Annotated in this window: 13 protein-coding genes; 10 read left to right on the plus strand and 3 right to left on the minus strand. The window is 70.4% G+C overall.

The window, feature by feature from the left end; genetic code table 11:
* Positions 1-486, plus strand: coding sequence for a DUF3093 domain-containing protein (locus NYF13_RS24780; RefSeq protein ID WP_315660038.1), 486 nt, complete (start codon positions 1-3; stop codon positions 484-486).
* A 306-nt stretch (positions 487-792) separates the two neighbouring features.
* On the opposite strand, the gene NYF13_RS24785 is transcribed toward NYF13_RS24780, so the two are convergent.
* The gene (locus NYF13_RS24785) at positions 793-1,101 is read right to left on the minus strand and encodes a DUF4193 domain-containing protein (protein ID WP_091617885.1); all 309 of its coding nucleotides are present in this window, start codon (positions 1,099-1,101) and stop codon (positions 793-795) included.
* A gap of 591 nt (positions 1,102-1,692) precedes the next feature.
* Between NYF13_RS24785 and cei the strand changes: the two genes are divergently transcribed.
* Complete coding sequence (cei, locus tag NYF13_RS24790) at positions 1,693-2,379, plus strand: envelope integrity protein Cei (RefSeq protein ID WP_315660039.1); 687 nt, start codon at positions 1,693-1,695, stop codon at positions 2,377-2,379.
* Positions 2,380-2,395: 16 nt separating this feature from the next.
* Here cei and NYF13_RS24795 read toward each other — a convergent pair whose 3' ends face one another.
* Positions 2,396-3,217: an inositol monophosphatase family protein gene (locus NYF13_RS24795; RefSeq protein ID WP_315660040.1), complete on the minus strand. Its 822-nt coding sequence runs from the start codon at positions 3,215-3,217 to the stop codon at positions 2,396-2,398.
* A gap of 64 nt (positions 3,218-3,281) precedes the next feature.
* Here NYF13_RS24795 and ppgK point away from each other — a divergent pair, with 64 nt between their 5' ends.
* The 7 genes from ppgK to NYF13_RS24830 all read left to right on the plus strand — a co-directional run bounded on the left by ppgK (position 3,282) and on the right by NYF13_RS24830 (position 13,056).
* Positions 3,282-4,043 (plus strand): polyphosphate--glucose phosphotransferase, encoded by a 762-nt coding sequence (gene ppgK, locus NYF13_RS24800; protein ID WP_315660041.1) that lies wholly within the window; start codon positions 3,282-3,284, stop codon positions 4,041-4,043.
* Positions 4,044-4,276: 233 nt separating this feature from the next.
* Complete coding sequence (locus NYF13_RS24805; RefSeq protein WP_315660042.1) at positions 4,277-5,653, plus strand: RNA polymerase sigma factor; 1,377 nt, start codon at positions 4,277-4,279, stop codon at positions 5,651-5,653.
* A gap of 495 nt (positions 5,654-6,148) precedes the next feature.
* Positions 6,149-7,126, plus strand: a complete 978-nt coding sequence (locus NYF13_RS24810; RefSeq protein ID WP_315660043.1) for an ABC transporter permease — start codon at positions 6,149-6,151, stop codon at positions 7,124-7,126.
* Positions 7,126-8,139, plus strand: a complete 1,014-nt coding sequence (locus NYF13_RS24815; protein WP_315660044.1) for an ABC transporter permease — start codon at positions 7,126-7,128, stop codon at positions 8,137-8,139. Before NYF13_RS24810 ends, NYF13_RS24815 begins: the two co-directional genes overlap by 1 nt.
* On the plus strand, positions 8,136-10,268 hold the full coding sequence (locus NYF13_RS24820) for an ABC transporter ATP-binding protein (protein WP_315660045.1): 2,133 nt from the start codon (positions 8,136-8,138) through the stop codon (positions 10,266-10,268). The genes NYF13_RS24815 and NYF13_RS24820 overlap by 4 nt, the downstream gene beginning before the upstream one ends.
* Before the next feature lie 40 nt (positions 10,269-10,308).
* Positions 10,309-12,003 (plus strand): ABC transporter family substrate-binding protein, encoded by a 1,695-nt coding sequence (locus NYF13_RS24825; RefSeq protein ID WP_315660046.1) that lies wholly within the window; start codon positions 10,309-10,311, stop codon positions 12,001-12,003.
* Between the two features lie 93 nt (positions 12,004-12,096).
* Positions 12,097-13,056, plus strand: coding sequence for a hypothetical protein (locus NYF13_RS24830; RefSeq protein ID WP_315660047.1), 960 nt, complete (start codon positions 12,097-12,099; stop codon positions 13,054-13,056).
* Positions 13,057-13,081: 25 nt separating this feature from the next.
* Here NYF13_RS24830 and NYF13_RS24835 read toward each other — a convergent pair whose 3' ends face one another.
* The gene (locus tag NYF13_RS24835) at positions 13,082-14,062 is read right to left on the minus strand and encodes an aminoglycoside phosphotransferase family protein (RefSeq protein ID WP_315660049.1); all 981 of its coding nucleotides are present in this window, start codon (positions 14,060-14,062) and stop codon (positions 13,082-13,084) included.
* Positions 14,063-14,333: 271 nt separating this feature from the next.
* Here NYF13_RS24835 and NYF13_RS24840 point away from each other — a divergent pair, with 271 nt between their 5' ends.
* On the plus strand, positions 14,334-15,785 hold the full coding sequence (locus NYF13_RS24840) for an amino acid permease (protein ID WP_315660051.1): 1,452 nt from the start codon (positions 14,334-14,336) through the stop codon (positions 15,783-15,785).
* The last annotated feature ends 42 nt before the right edge of the window (positions 15,786-15,827 follow it).

Below are 15,827 nucleotides of genomic sequence, written 5' to 3' on the forward strand. Positions count from 1 at the left end.
GTGGGCGACACCGGGAACACCGCCGTGACGAGCGGCATCAAGCACTCCGAACGGCTGTACGTGCCGTGGTGGGGCTGGCCCCTGCCGATGCTGGGCGCGATCCTGCTCGGCGTGGAGATCCACCTGGGCTACCCGTCGATCCCGCTGTGGATCCCGCTGGCCGTCGCCGTGCCGGTGATGGCCGCGCTGCTGCTCTCGCTGGGCCGTTCGCGCGTGCGGGTGACCGGGGGCGAGGAGCCGGAGCTGTGGGTGGGCGACGCCCACCTACCCCTGCGCTTCGCCGGACCGGTCGAGGTGCTGGAGACCGCGGCCAAGCGCGCCGCGATGGGCCGCGACGGCGACCCCGCCGCATTCGTGCTGCACCGCGGCTGGGTCGGCCCGGCCGTGCGGGTGGAGCTGACCGACCCGGACGACCCGACGCCGTACTGGCTGTTCAGCACCCGGCGCCCGGAGCGCGTGGCCGAACTGCTGCGCGCCCGCGCCTGAAGCTTTTCCCGGGCGCTTCCCGGACACGCGGAAGGGGGCCGGTCCCGGAAGACCGGCCCCCTTGGCCCAGCTCGCGCCCGAGCTTCCCCGCCCGCCGCACCTGCGGGTGTTCCCTGAAAACCCCGTGCACCCCGCCGTGCTCCCCGGAAACTGGTGCTCTCCGGAAGAACTGTGCTGTCCGGAGAAACTGTGCTTCCCGGAGAAACTGCACTGTCCGGAAACCGACCGTGCTGCCCGGAAACTCCGGTGCCGGTCCGGCTCAAGCCCCGCCTGGCCCGGGCTTGAGCACCGCCGGCCCCTCGCGGATCAGGCGCAGTCGCGGCAGATCAGCCGTCCGCCGCTCTCCTCGGCCAGCCGGCTGCGGTGGTGCACCAGGAAGCAGACCGAGCAGGTGAACTCGTCCGCCTGCTTCGGCACCACCTTCACGGTCATGTCCTCACCGGAGAGCCCGGAGAGGTCCGCGCCGGGAAGCTCGAAGTTCTCGGCGTTCGCGTCCTCGTCGACGTCGACGACGCCGGACTGGTTCTCGTTGCGCCGGGCCTTCAGTTCCTCCAACGAGTCTTCGGCCAGCTCGTCGGCTTCGCTGCGGCGCGGAGCGTCGTAGTCGGTAGCCATGTGTCCCTCACCCCTGCGAATCAGCTTGTCGTGTTCTCCCGAGCCCTCAGGTGTTGTCCTTCGAACCCGCCGTGCCGCTGGTCAACGTTCCAGCGCCCCTGTTTGTGCCCGGCCTCCGCAGTGACCGCGGTCTCAGCTTTCCCGCGCTCTTCCTGCGGCCGGAGCCCGCGAAGGGTAGCTCACCGGTCAAGCCGCTCCGCACCGAGTCACGGGTTGCCCGGAATTCGTCACCCGACAGGGGGAACCCGCAGGTGAGACGCCCCTCATCCGTTCGGGTTGCGCCCTGGTCGCGAGGATCACCCGGAGGCCGGGTCCGCTTGCTCCGGCGGAGGTCGGCGTGGTGCGATCGCCGGACGGGGACCGGCGGCGCCGATCCGGGCCGCGACGTGGATCCGGGGACGGTGACCCGCACCACCGGCCGTGGTGCGCAACGCCTAGGCTCTCCGGCTACGAAGGGGTCCGTGGGGCGCGCCGTCGGTTACGCCGATCGGGGTGCCGCGGACCGGGCGCGGCGTCCCGGGGCACCGGCGGCGCCGGTGGTTTCGCGGCGGGCCGGAACGGGGTTCCCGCGTTCGGGAAGGGACGGGGCAGGTGGCGTCGGGGAACGGCTCGGGGGAGCGTGGTGCGCCGCGGCCCTATCGCAAGCACCGGCCGCTGCCCGCGCTGATCGTGATCGGGGTGCTCGCGCTGGGCGCGGTCTTCGTCTGGGTGAACGCCGTGGTCGGCCGCAGCGACGTCGACGAGGCGGTGCTCTGCACCCCCGCGGCCACGCCCCCGCCGGGCACCACCTTCACCACCGTGCCGCACAACGGGCTCGACGACCGCTCCCCCGTGCCGCCGGACAAGGTGCAGCTCAAGGTGCTCAACGCCAGCAGCACGCGCGGCCAGGGCGGCATCGCCACCACCACGCTGCGCAGCCTCGGCTTCACCGCCGTCGGCGACCCGGGCAACGACCCGGCCTACCCCCGGGGCGACGCGAAGTGCCGCGGCCAGATCCGGTTCGGCGAGAACGGCGCGACCGCGGCCCGCACGGTCAGCCTGGTCATGCCGTGCGCGGAACTGGTGCGCGACAACCGCAAGGACGCCAGCGTCGACCTGAGCACCGGCACCCGCTTCGACGACGTCCGTCCGCGCGCCGAGGCCCTTCAGGTGCTCAAGCAGCTCACCGACTGGTCCCAGGCGCACCAGGGCGGCGGCAGCAGCGAGCAGTCGACCGGGCCGGGCACGCCGGTGATCGACCAGACGCTGCTGGCCGGGGCCCGCGACGTCACCTGCTAGAGCGCCCGTTCCCGTCTCAGACTGAGGCCGCTCCGCACTCGACGAGCGTCTCGCGCAGTTGTGCGGCGATGGCCGGTGAAGCGGCGTACGTGACGTCGTCGCCGAGATCCGGGGCCGAACCCGGCAGGAGCACCGTCGCGCCCGCCTCCGAAGCCACCAGGGCGCCCGCGGCCCAATCCCAGCGGTGCAGGCCGTGCTCGACGTACGCGTCGAGCCAGCCCGCGCCCACGGCGCACAGCTCCAGCGACGCCGCGCCGTTGCGGCGCAGGTCTCGCACCCGGCTCACCAGTTCGGCCGCGAAGCGCCCCTGACGCACCCGGCGTCCGGCGTCGTAGGCGAAGCCGGTGGCGACGAGCGAAAGGTCCAACCGCGCCGGCGTGGACGCCGACAGCCGTTGCCCGTCCAGCCACGCACCCTGGCCGCGCGCCGCCGTCCAGCGCCGCCCGCTGACCGGCTCGACGACCGCGCCCGCGACCGACTCCCCGTCGACCTGCGCGGCCACCGAGACCGCGAACGAGGGCAGCCCGTAGAGGAAGTTGACCGTGCCGTCGATCGGGTCGACCACCCACGTGACCCCGCCGGCCGCCGCCGAGCCGCCGCCCTCCTCGCCGAGCACCGGCTCCCCCGGCCGCAGCCGCGCGAGCCGCGTGCGCACCAGTTCCTCCGACTCCCGGTCCACCGCGGTGACCACGTCGGTGTCCGCCGACTTCGTGTCCACCCGCACCCGGCCGCCGGCCCGCATCGCGGCCCACGCCGCCCGCACCAGCTCCGCGGCCTCGGCCGCGACCTGCTCGGCCACGCTTTTCAGCACCGTCTCGTCAACGCCCACGTCCGACATGTCACCACATCCGGTTAAAGTCTCCGCAGCAGACTTCTGAATCGTGCGAGAAGGGACCACGTCAGTGACGGCGACCCGAGGTTTCGGAATCGACATCGGCGGCAGCGGGATCAAGGGCGCGCTGGTCGATTTGGAGCGGGGGGAGCTCGTCGGCGAGCGGCACCGGATCGACACGCCGCAGCCGTCGACCCCGGACGCGGTGGCCGACGTGGTCGCGGAGATCGTGCACGCGGCCGGCTGGGACGGCCCGGTCGGCGTGACCCTGCCCGCCGTGGTCAAGAAGGGCATCGCGCACACCGCGGCGAACATCGACCACAAGTGGATCGGCATCGACGCGGACGCGCTGTTCGCCAAGCGGCTCGGGCTCGACGTCGAAAACGTGGCCATGCTCAACGACGCGGACGCGGCCGGCATGGCCGAGATCCGCTTCGGCGACCCGGCGGCCCGCACCGGCGTGACCGCGCTGCTCACCTTCGGCACCGGGATCGGCAGCGCCGTGTTCCACGACGGGCGGCTCGTGCCGAACACCGAGTTCGGCCACCTCGAGGTCGACGGGCACGACGCGGAGAAGCGCGCGGCGGCCTCGGTGAAGGACAACGAGGGGCTGAGCTACCCGCAGTGGGCCAAGCGGGTGCACCGCTACCTGGGCGTGCTGGAGAACCTGATCTGGCCGGACCTGTTCATCGTCGGCGGCGGGGTCAGCAAGAAGGCGGAGAAGTGGGTGCCGCTGCTCGACCTCCGCACCCCCGTCGTGGTGGCCTCGCTGCAGAACAACGCGGGCATCGTGGGGGCCGCGGCCGCCGCCGTGGAGGGCCTCGGGCACTGACCGGCGGACCGGGCGCACGGCTTCCCTGGGTCACCGGGGGGTCACGCACGGGAACCGTCCGGGAGGTCGGAGGGTGATCGCTTCGCGACGCACTGCCCGGCCGTCGTTACAATGGAACACGGCCCACGGCTGCGGGGCGTAAAACCGCAGGCCGAGGCGTGTTCCCCGAATGTGAGGCAGCCGAGGTGGCGACACCTCGGCTCGTCATGATCGACCGCTGCGAAAGGGCGTAAGTGGCAGCCGCAAGAACCGCAACCCGAAGCGGGACGAAGACAGCGACCGCAGCCGGCGAGCCGGCCGACGAGGCAGCCACCGGCGCGGCGAAGCCCGCGGCGCGCAAGACCGCCGCGAAGAAGGCCCCGGCGAAGAAGGCGCCGGCCAAGAAGGGCGCCAAGCCCGAGGACGGGGACCCGGACGGCCCGGTCGAGCTCGACGAAGCCGAACTCGAGACACCGGACCTGTCGGACCTCGAAGAGGTCGAGGTCGACGTGGTCGACGAGACGGTCACCGACGAGGCCGCCACCGACGACGAGGACGACGACGAGGAGGAGGCGGAGACGCCGGCGCAGCGCCGCCGCAACGCCGCCGCCGAAAAGGGCCCCAAGTCCTCCTCCGACAACCCGGACTTCGTCTGGGACGAGGAGGAGTCCGAGGCGCTGCGCCAGGCGCGCAAGGACGCCGAGCTCACCGCCTCGGCCGACTCCGTCCGCGCCTACCTCAAGCAGATCGGCAAGGTCGCGCTGCTCAACGCCGAGGAGGAGGTGGAGCTGGCCAAGCGGATCGAGGCCGGTCTCTACGCCGCCGAGCGCGTGCGCAACGCCGAGGAGGAGGGCGAAAAGCTCGTCACCCAGATGCGCCGCGACCTCAAGTGGATCGTGCGCGACGGGGAGCGGGCCAAGAACCACCTCCTGGAGGCCAACCTCCGGCTCGTGGTCTCGCTGGCCAAGCGCTACACCGGCCGGGGCATGGCGTTCCTGGACCTGATCCAGGAGGGCAACCTCGGCCTGATCCGCGCGGTGGAGAAGTTCGACTACACCAAGGGTTACAAGTTCTCCACCTACGCCACCTGGTGGATCCGCCAGGCGATCACCCGGGCGATGGCCGACCAGGCCCGCACCATCCGCATCCCGGTGCACATGGTCGAGGTCATCAACAAGCTCGGCCGGATACAGCGCGAACTCCTGCAGGACCTCGGCCGCGAGCCCACGCCCGAAGAGCTCGCCAAGGAAATGGACATCTCCCCGGAGAAGGTCCTGGAGATCCAGCAGTACGCGCGGGAGCCGATCTCGCTGGACCAGACCATCGGCGACGAGGGCGATTCGCAGCTCGGTGACTTCATCGAAGACTCCGAAGCCGTCGTGGCGGTCGACGCGGTGTCGTTCACGCTGTTGCAGGACCAGCTCCAATCGGTGCTGCAGACGCTGTCCGAGCGCGAGGCGGGGGTGGTGCGGCTGCGGTTCGGCCTCACCGACGGCCAGCCGCGCACGCTGGACGAGATCGGCCAGGTCTACGGCGTCACGCGGGAGCGCATCCGCCAGATCGAGTCGAAGACGATGTCGAAGCTGCGGCACCCGTCGCGGTCGCAGGTGCTGCGCGACTACCTGGACTGAGCCGGGCCGGCCCTTCCGGCACCGGGAACCCCGTCACCGCTCGCGGTGGCGGGGTTCTTCGTCGTGACCAGCCATTGTGGACGGTTCCGGGGCCGGCTCCGCACCCGTTCAGGTGTCCCATATGTCCGTTTCATCGTTCCGGTTCGTTCCGGAAACATTCCCGGGCCAATCCGAAACATTTCACCGGCGTCATCGCCGGTATCCGGCACGGTACCCACCGCTACGAACCCCGCCTATTGATTACCTCGGCAAACCCGGTCTCACCACGCCCGAAAGTCGGATGTTCACACCCCGGTCGCCGAAAATCGTGATTGTTTGGTTGCCTGGGAGCGGAGAAAGAAGTACCCGGTTCGGTTTATGCTGCGCCGACAACGAGCGTCCGCATTCGGAAGGCAGCACCGGGCTAGTGGTTTCGATGAAAACTCAATGGGGCGGAAAACCGGCATGGCCGACGGCGCGGAGCCGATCCTCCGCCTCCGATGAATCGAGGACTCCGTGATCGGCTTCCTCCTCCGCCGCCTGGTCAACTACGTGGCGCTGTGCCTGGTCGCCACCTTCGCGGCCTTCTCCCTCGCGTCGCTGGCGTTCAGCCCGCTCGACGCGCTCAAGCTGCGCAATCCCCCCGCGCCCCAGGCGACGATCGACGCCAAGGCGGCCGAGCTCTACCTGAACCAGCCGATCCCCGAGCGGTTCGTCACCTGGCTCACCGGCGTGTTCCAGGGCAACTTCGGCCGGACCGTCGCCGACCAGGCGATCACCGACGAGTTGTTCCGCCGCGTCGGGGTGAGCCTCCGGCTGTTCCTGCTGGGCATCACGATCGGCATCATCGTCGGCGTGCTGGTCGGCGTGGTCAGCGCGATCCGGCAGTACAAGATCAGCGACTACATCGCCACCACGTTCTCGTTCGTGGTGCTCTCCACCCCGGTGTTCGTCATCGCCGCGATCCTCAAGGCGGGCGCGCAGTCGGTCAACGACAACCTGCTCGACGGCTACCAGTTCTTCATCGTGCAGGGCGAGACCGGCAACGTCACCGGCGGCTTCGGCGACGTGCTGCTCGACCGGCTGCAGCACCTGATCGTGCCGACCCTGACCATCGTGCTCACGCAGGTGGCCTACTACAGCCGGTACCAGCGCTCGGCGATGCTCGACGTGCTGGGCTCCGACTTCCTCCGCACCGCGCAGGCCAAGGGGCTGACCCGGCGGCGCGCGCTGTTCAAGCACGGACTGCGCACCGCGCTGATCCCCATGGCGACGCTGTTCGCGTTCGGTTTCGGGCTGCTGGTCACCGGCGGCATCTTCACCGAGCGGATCTTCGGCTGGTACGGCATGGGCGACTGGCTGGTCACGGGGATCCAGAAGCAGGACACCAACATCGTGGCCACCGTGACCCTGTTCATCGCCATCTGCGTGCTGTTCGCCGGGTGGCTGTCCGATGTGCTCTACGCCGTGCTCGACCCGAGGGTGAGGATCTGATGAGCGCTCCGGTCAACGAGGCCGACCTGGTCGACTCGTCCGTGCTGGCGACCGACCCGAACACCGAGTCCGACGCCAAGTCCTCCAGCCGCGGCAAGCTCGTGCTGCGCCGCTTCCTGCGCAACAAGCTCGCGGTCGTCGCGCTCGCGGTGATCGTGCTGTTCTACGTCCTGGCCTTCACCTACACCTGGTACTCGCCCTGGGCCTACGACCAGCTCGACAGCTACGCGACGCTGATGCCGCCGGACGGCAACCACTGGTTCGGCACCAACCAGATCGGCGGCGACATGTTCGCCCAGACCCTGCGCGGGCTGCAGAAGTCGCTGACCATCGGCCTGCTGGCCGCGTTGTTCTCCACCGGCGTCGCCTCGATCGTCGGCGCGGCCGCGGGCTACTTCGGCGGCTGGACCGACCGGATCTCCATGTGGGTCGTCGACCTGCTGCTGATCCTGCCGCCGTTCCTGATCATCTCGATCCTCTCGCCCGCCTTCCGCGGCAAGACCTGGCTGATCCTGGTCGGCCTGATCGCGCTGTTCCAGTGGATGATCACCGCCCGCATCGTGCGCGGCATGACGCTGACCCTGCGCGAGCGCGAGTTCGTCAAGGCCGCGAAGTTCATGGGCCAGCCGGCCTGGCGGATCATCGCCAAGCACATCGTGCCCAACATGGCCTCGCTGCTGATCATCGACGCCACGATCAACGTCGGCGTCGCGATCATCACCGAGACCTCCCTGTCGTTCTTCGGCTTCGGCGTGCAGTCGCCGGACGTCTCGCTCGGCACGCTGATCTCGGCGGGCTCCGACGCGGTGCGCACCTTCCCCTGGCTGTTCTACATCCCGGCCGGCTTCCTGGTGGTCACCGTGCTCGCGGTGAACTTCGCCGGCGACGGGCTGCGGGACGCACTGGACCCGTCGTCGAGCCGGTCGCGGCGCAAGGAGCGCAAGCGCGTCAAGGAGAACGCCGCGAAGACCTCCTCCCCCACTTCGTCGACCACCGCTGGAGCCAACGCATGAGCGCCGCACTCGCCCTGGGCGCGGAGACCGAGAAGCCGACCGGCACGGTGCTCGAGGTGGCGAACCTCGAGGTCTCGTTCCCGTCCGAGTCCGGTCGCGTGACCGCCGTGCGCGGACTGTCCTACCAGGTCGCCGCCGGTGAGGTGCTGGGCATCGTCGGCGAGTCCGGCTCCGGCAAGTCGGTGTCCTCGCTGGCCGTGATGGGCCTGCTGCCCCCGCAGGCCCGGGTGTCCGGGTCGATCCGGTTCCAGGACCGGGAGCTGATCGGCCAGTCCGACACCGACCTGTCGAAGATCCGCGGCGAGAAGATCTCCATGGTCTTCCAGGACCCGCTTTCGGCGCTGACCCCGGTGTACACCGTCGGCGCGCAGATCGCCGAGGCCCTGCTGGTGCACGGCAAGGGCCGGATCAGCAAGCAGCAGGCCAACAACCGGGCCGTGGAGCTGCTCGACCTGGTCGGCATCCCGAACGCGGCCCAGCGCGCGAAGGCGTTCCCGCACGAGTTCTCCGGCGGGATGCGCCAGCGCGCGGTGATCGCCATCGCCATCGCCAACGACCCGGACCTGATCATCGCCGACGAGCCGACCACCGCGCTCGACGTGACGGTGCAGGCCCAGGTGCTGGAGGTGCTCAAGACCGCGCAGGAGGTCACCGGCGCGGGCATCGTGATCATCACCCACGACCTCGGCGTGGTCGCCGGGTTCGCCGACCGGCTGATGGTGATGTACGCCGGGCGCGCGGTCGAGCAGGGCCCGGTGGAGACGATCTACGCCCAGCCGCGGATGCCCTACACCCTGGGCCTGCTCGGCTCGATCCCGCGGGTGGACGCGCGGGAGAAGCAGCCGCTGGTGCCGATCGAGGGCCAGCCCCCGTCGCTGGTGGACCTGCCGTCCGGCTGCCCGTTCGCGCCGCGCTGCCCGCTGGCCATCGACGCCTGCCGCGAAGCCGAGCCGGAGCTGTTCACGATCACGCCGGGCAACCCGAACGCGCCGGTGGACACCACGCACCGGGCCGCCTGCATCCGCACCGAAGAACTGGCCCGGCCCGAAGCCGACGCGGCCGAGGTCTACGGCGCCGAGGTGATCGGGGCGCCCCCGGTGGCGGCCCGGCCGCGGGCCGAGCGCACGACCGTGCTCGACGTGCGGGAGCTGGTCAAGCACTACCCGGTCAGCAAGGGCACGATCCTCAAGCGCACGGTCGGCACCGTCCGCGCGGTCGACGGGGTGAGCTTCGACATCGTCGAGGGCGAGACCCTGGGCCTGGTCGGCGAGTCCGGCTGCGGCAAGTCGACCACGCTGATGGAGATCCTCGAGCTGGCCTCCCCTTCCGGCGGTTCGGTGGCGGTGCTCGGCAAGGACGTCGCGAAGCTGGCCGGCAAGGACCGCAAGAACATCCGGCGCGACCTGCAGGTGGTGTTCCAGGACCCGATGGCGGCGCTGGACCCGCGACTGCCGATCGGCGACATCATCGCCGAGCCGATGGCCGTGCACGGGTACGACAAGGAGCGCATCGACCAGCGCATCCCCGAGCTGCTCGGGCTGGTCGGGCTGCGCCCGGAGCACCGCGACCGCTACCCGGCCGAGTTCTCCGGCGGGCAGCGCCAGCGCATCGGCATCGCCCGGGCGCTCGCGCTGGAGCCCAAGCTGATCGTGCTGGACGAGCCGGTTTCGGCGCTCGACGTGTCGATCCAGGCGGGCGTGATCAACCTGCTCGACGAGCTGAAGGCCAAGCTCGGCCTGTCCTACCTGTTCGTGGCGCACGACCTGTCGGTGGTCCGGCACATCGCCGACCGGGTGGCCGTGATGTACCTCGGCAAGATCGTCGAGATCGGCGACGTGCAGACGGTGTTCGACGCGCCGCAGCACCCGTACACCCAGGCCCTGCTGTCCGCGATCCCGGTCCCGGACCCGGTCAAGGAGCGCGAGCGGAGCCGGATCATCCTGACCGGCGACCTGCCCAGCCCGGCGAACCCGCCGTCCGGCTGCCGGTTCCGCACGCGCTGCTTCGTGTTCGCGCACCTGCCCGAACCGGACCAACGCAAGTGCATCGACGTCGAGCCGCTGCGGGAGTCCCACGCCGCCGACCACGACGTCGCCTGCCACTACGCCCAGACCCGCGAAGTCGTGTAGCCACACATCCGTTGGCAACACAGGGAAAAGAGAGGTAATGATGAAGCGACGGAGTATGGCCGCGCTCGTGGCACCCGTTGCCGCCCTGGCGCTGATCCTGTCCGCCTGCGGCAGTGGCAGCAGCGGCGGGAACAGCGGTCTCCAGGACGCCGGCAGCAATGGGGTGAAGACCTCCGACATCAACGCGATGCCGGTCGACCAGCTCAAAGACGGCGGCAACCTCCAGTGGGCGGTCGACCAGCTGCCGGACAACTGGAACTACAACGAGATCGACGGCACGGTCCTGGACGGCGCGAGCATGTTCGGCGCCATCTTCCCGTACCCGTTCCCGCAGAACGCCGACGCCAGCGTCGGGCTGAACAAGGCCTACCTGACCTCGGCCGAGGTGATCAGCACCGACCCGCAGGTGATCGAGTACAAGATCAACCCGCAGGCCAAGTGGAGCAACGGCCGGCAGTTCTCCTGGGAGGACTTCGCCGCGCAGGCCAAGGCGGTCTCCGGCAAGGACGCGGCCTACCAGATCTCCGGCGCGACCGGGTACGAGGACATCGCCAAGGTCGAGAAGGGCACCGACGACCTCGACGTGAAGGTCACCTTCGCGAAGAAGTTCGCCGAGTGGAAGGCGCTGTTCAGCCCGCTGTACCCCAAGGAGCTGAACTCCGACCCGAACACCTTCAACAAGGGCTGGGCGGCCACCCCGGCCATCACCGCGGGTCCGTTCAAGGTCAAGACCATCGACCAGACGGCCAAGACCGTGGTGCTCGAGCGTGACCCGAGCTGGTGGGGCGACAAGCCGAAGCTGGACACCGTGACCTACAAGGTCGTGGACCGCTCCGCGCAGCCGGACGCCTTCGCCAACGGCCAGATCGACTACTACGCGATCAACAACGACATCAACACGTTCAAGCGGGCGCAGGCCGACGCGAACGCGGTCGTGCGCCAGTCCACCTACCCGGACTACTCGCACATCACCTTCAACGGTGCGCAGGGCTCGATCCTGGCCGACAAGGACCTGCGGCTGGCGATCATCAAGGGCATCGACACCGTCGGGATCAGCAAGTCGATCCTGGGGCAGATGCAGAAGGACACCACGCCGCTGGGCAACCACCTGTTCCTCAAGGGCTCCCAGTACTACGCGGACAACTCCGGCGACAACAAGTTCAACACCGACGCCGCCAAGTCCGCGCTCGACCAGCTCGGCTGGAAGCAGTCCGGTGACTTCCGCGCCCAGGACGGCAAGCAGCTCAAGCTCCGCCTGGTCATCCCGTCGGGCACCCCGATCAGCCAGCAGACCAGCCAGATCCTGCAGTCGCAGCTGAAGGCGATCGGCGTGAACCTCGACATCCAGGCCGTGCCGACCACCGAGTTCTTCAAGAACTTCGTGAACGTGGGCAACTTCGACATCACCTACTTCCGCTGGATCTCGAACTCGTTCCCGATCGGCGGCAGCAAGGCCATCTACTACCTGGACCCGAAGAACGTCGGCCAGAACTACGGCCGCATCGGTGACGACAAGCTGAACCAGCTGCTCGACACCGCGGCCCAGGAGCTGGACGACACCAAGCGGGCCGCCGACATCAACGCGGCCGACAAGGAGATCTGGGCCCTGGGCCACCAGCTCCCGATCTTCCAGTCGCCCGGCGCGTTCGTCGCCCGCAAGACCGTGGCCAACCTCGGTTCGCCGGGTTACGCCAACACCCCGTACGACTACACGAAGATGGGTTTCGTGAAGTAGCGCGGTAGCTCTTCCCGGGAGAGCGGCGCGGGCCCTGTGGCCTGCGCCGCTCTTCTGCGTGACAGTCCTTTTCAGACGGTTAAGGTGATGGGTGTGCGAGAGTTGCTCCGAACGCGGCCGGTGCGCCACCTCCTGCTGACCAGCGGGGTGGCGCTGCTGGCGTGCGCCGCGGTGTTCGTGCTGCAGCTGCTGGAGTTCTCGAACGCCGAAGCCGAGCTGCGGGGCGTGCGCACGCAGACCACCGGCACCGTGGTCCGCGCCGGCGAGGACTCGGTGACCGTGCGCTTCCCCGGTCCCGGCGGCGCCGACGTGACCGCCGGCATCGGCCTGGACGGTTCGCTCCCCCGGGCCGGCTCGCAGGTCCCGGTGGTCTACGACCCCGCGCACCCCACCCACGCGGTCACCCGCGGCGCGACTCCCCTGGTCACGGCCGACCGCGCGTCCACCTACGCCACGGTGACCGTGGTCGCGGCGGTGGCGGTGCTCGGTTTCGACGTCTTCGTGCTGCTGACGCGGTTCCTGCGGCCCGCTCGCGGCCAGGCCCGGGCGGGCCTGCCGGTGCGGCGGGTGAAGGTGCAGCGCGGGCTGCTGGCCCGCTCGTGGATCGAGACCGAGACGGCCACGCCGCGGTGGATCCCGGTGTACTTCTCCCCCAGCCTGATCGGCCTGCCGTCGCCGGCGAAGGTCGAGGTGCTCGGGGACGTGTTGCGGGATCGGCACGTGGCGATCCGGATCAGCGGCGCTGACGGGCCTGGCGGCGTGGGTGAGCTGCTGTACCCGTCCGGCGCGGTGCGTTCTTCCGAACCGCGTGGCCGGCGCACGGACAACCCGGTCGCCCCCGATGCCGAACGCGAAGCGGCGGCGGCGCGACCGGTGTCGATGGCCCGGCAGTTCCGCGCGGACCTGCCGGTGCTGGCGGTCGCCCCGGTGGTCGGCGTCTTCTGGGCCCTGGTCGACGGCAGCGGCTTCGGCGGCTGGCTGGTGATCACCGTGCTCGTGGCGGCGTTCGGCTTCTGGTGGGCGGCGCTGCGGGGGTCGGACCCCTCTTCGTAGGGCCTCCGCCGAGCTGGGCCCGCCGTCAGCGCCGCCGCAGCTCGGCCAGGACCCCGGCCAGTTCCAGGAAGGATTCCGCCAGCCGTTCGTCCTGGCCGAAGCGGTGGCGTTCCAGCCGGACGGCGCCGACGTGGCGGGCGCGGTAGTACAGGGCGCGCCGGCGGGATTGCGGGGAGTCGGCCGTCCGGCCGTAGGTGTCCCAGAAGGCGTCGCGCTCCGTGCCGGGCTTCGCGGACGCCACGCGGATCGTCCAGTCCGCCGCGGGGTCGCCCCACCAGCTTCGGTCGTGGTCGAAGACCCCGGTGACGGTGAGGTCCGGGGCCACCATCACGTTGATGTGCCACAGGTCTCCGTGCAGCAGGCGGGGTTCGGTGATCTCGTCGAGCACATCCGCGTCGCGTTGCGCGTGTTCGGCGACCTCACGAAGGTCCGACGCGTCGAGGCCAAGGTCTTCGACGTCGGCCGCGTTGTCCGCGAAGTACGCGACGAGCGCTTCGCTCCACCGCGCAAAGTGCGGGCCCGAGACGACGCCGAACCCGGGGCCCCGGACATCGTGGATCGCGCGGGTGATCGTGCCCAGCTGCCGGAAGTACCGCCCGTGCGCGGACCGCTCGTGCGTCGGCAGCACCTCGGGAGCGGGCCGTCCGGCGAGCACGGCCTGGAACACGTGATCCCGCCCGATCGCCTGGTGGGTGAAGTCCGCGGCCAGCGTGCGCGGCAGCAGGGGGGCGATGGGCGCGAAGTACGGCGCGGCGAAGTACTCGTTGCGCAGGAACTGCCGCTCGGTCCGCGTCTGCCGCGCGGGTTCCGGCGCCACGCGCAGGATGACCGGGCCCGAGTCCAGCTCCACGCGGTAGACCGTGTTGTACGAGCCGAGCCCGAGTTCCGTGGCCGACCGCACCTCGGTCCCCGTCCCGAAGGCGCGGTGGCAGAGCAGCTCGACCTCATCCGCGGTCAGCGATCGCTGGAACGCGTGCTCAGGCCGGTCTTTCGGGTGGAAGTCCACCGGGGCATCCTGCCAGGTGCGCGCGGGCGCAGCCGGGCCGCAAGCGCGTGAGCCACGGGCGGGTGCTCCCGGCCCGGGGACCAGCAGGCACCGATCCGCAGCTCCGCACAGCCGCGGTGCGCGGCGTGGCCCTCCGCACTGCCGCAGCGCATCCTCGATGCGCCGCCGTTCGGACCGGTTGCGGGGGCGGTCCCGGCCGGGCGGTGAAGCCGGTTTTTCCCGCCGGCCGGGCCGATCTGCGGGAGCGCCCCCGAGCTTCTACCGTGCCCCCATGGGTGTGCGCAGAACTCTGGACGTCGACGAGGTCCTCAAGCGGCAGGACTCGGGCGAGCTGAAGCGGCGGCTGCGGGGACGCGACCTGATCGGGTTCGGCGTCGGCATCATCATCGGCACCGGCATCTTCACCCTGGCGGGCGTGGAGGCCAAGACGCACGCCGGGCCGTCGGTCACGCTGTCGTTCGTGCTCGGCGCGGTGGTCGCCGGGCTCGCGGCGCTGTGCTACGCCGAACTGGCCTCCAGCGTCCCGACCGCGGGCAGCGCCTACACCTACGCCTTCGCCACGCTCGGGGAGGTGTTCGCCTGGATCATCGGCTGGGACCTGCTGCTGGAATTCGCGCTCGGCGCGGCCGTGGTCTCCCGCGGCTGGTCCGGCTACCTGGCGAACCTGCTCGGGCTCTCGCCGGCCTGGTTCGGCGAGGACGCGAAGGTCAACGTCGGCGCCGTGCTGATCATCGCCGTGCTGACCGTGGTCGCGGTGCGGGGGATCAAGGAGTCGGCCTGGCTGACCAACCTGCTGGTGGTGGTCAAGGTCGCGGTGTGCGTGCTGATCCTGGCGGTCGGCGCGTTCTTCGTCGACCGCGCCAACCTGACCCCGTTCATCCCGCCCGCGCAGCCCGCGGCCGAGGGCACGGGTTCGCTGCACCAGCCGGTGGTCCAGGCCGCACTGGGGCTGGAGCAGAGCATGTACGGAGTGGCGGGCATGGTCACCGCCGCGGCCGTGGTGTTCTTCGCCTACACCGGGTTCGAAGCGCTGGCCAACCTGGGCGAGGAGACCATCAACCCGCGCAAGGACCTGCGGGTCGGCATCCTCGGCGCGCTCGCCGTGTGCGCGGTGCTCTACATCGGCGTCTCGATCGTGCTGACCGGGATGATCCCGTTCACCGAAATCGACACCGGCGCCCCGCTCGCGGACGCCTTCGACCGCGTCGGCCAGCACTGGGTGGGCGCGCTGATCTCGCTCGGCGCCGTGACCGGGCTGACCTCGGTGATGATGGTGGAGCTGGTGACCATCGGCCGGATCGGCTTCGCCATGGGCCGCGACGGGCTGCTGCCCCCGGCGATCGGCCGGCCGCACCCGCGCTGGGGCACCCCGCACCGGATGACCATCGCCGGGGCCGTGCTGATCGCCGGGCTGGCCGCCTTCGTGCCGATCTCCGCGCTGGCCGACATGGTCAGCATCGGCGCCCTGTCCGCGATGATCATCGTCGCGGTGGCCGTACCGCTGCTGCGCAAGCGCCGGCCGGACCTGAAGCGGCCGTTCACCGTGCCGTTCTCCCCGGTGCTGCCGATCGTCGCGGCGGTGGCCTGCTTCTACCTGATGCTGAACCTCGACGTGCTCACCTGGATCCGGTTCGCGGTCTGGCTGGGCCTGGGGCTGGTGATCTACTTCAGCTACGGCCGCAAGCACTCCCGGCTGGCCCCGGACGGCGAACGAGCCGGCTGACCCCGGCGGTCACGGTATTCGTCCACAATGGAGGGACACCGG

This window comes from Amycolatopsis sp. PS_44_ISF1, from assembly GCF_032335455.1.
Taxonomy (GTDB): domain Bacteria; phylum Actinomycetota; class Actinomycetes; order Mycobacteriales; family Pseudonocardiaceae; genus Amycolatopsis.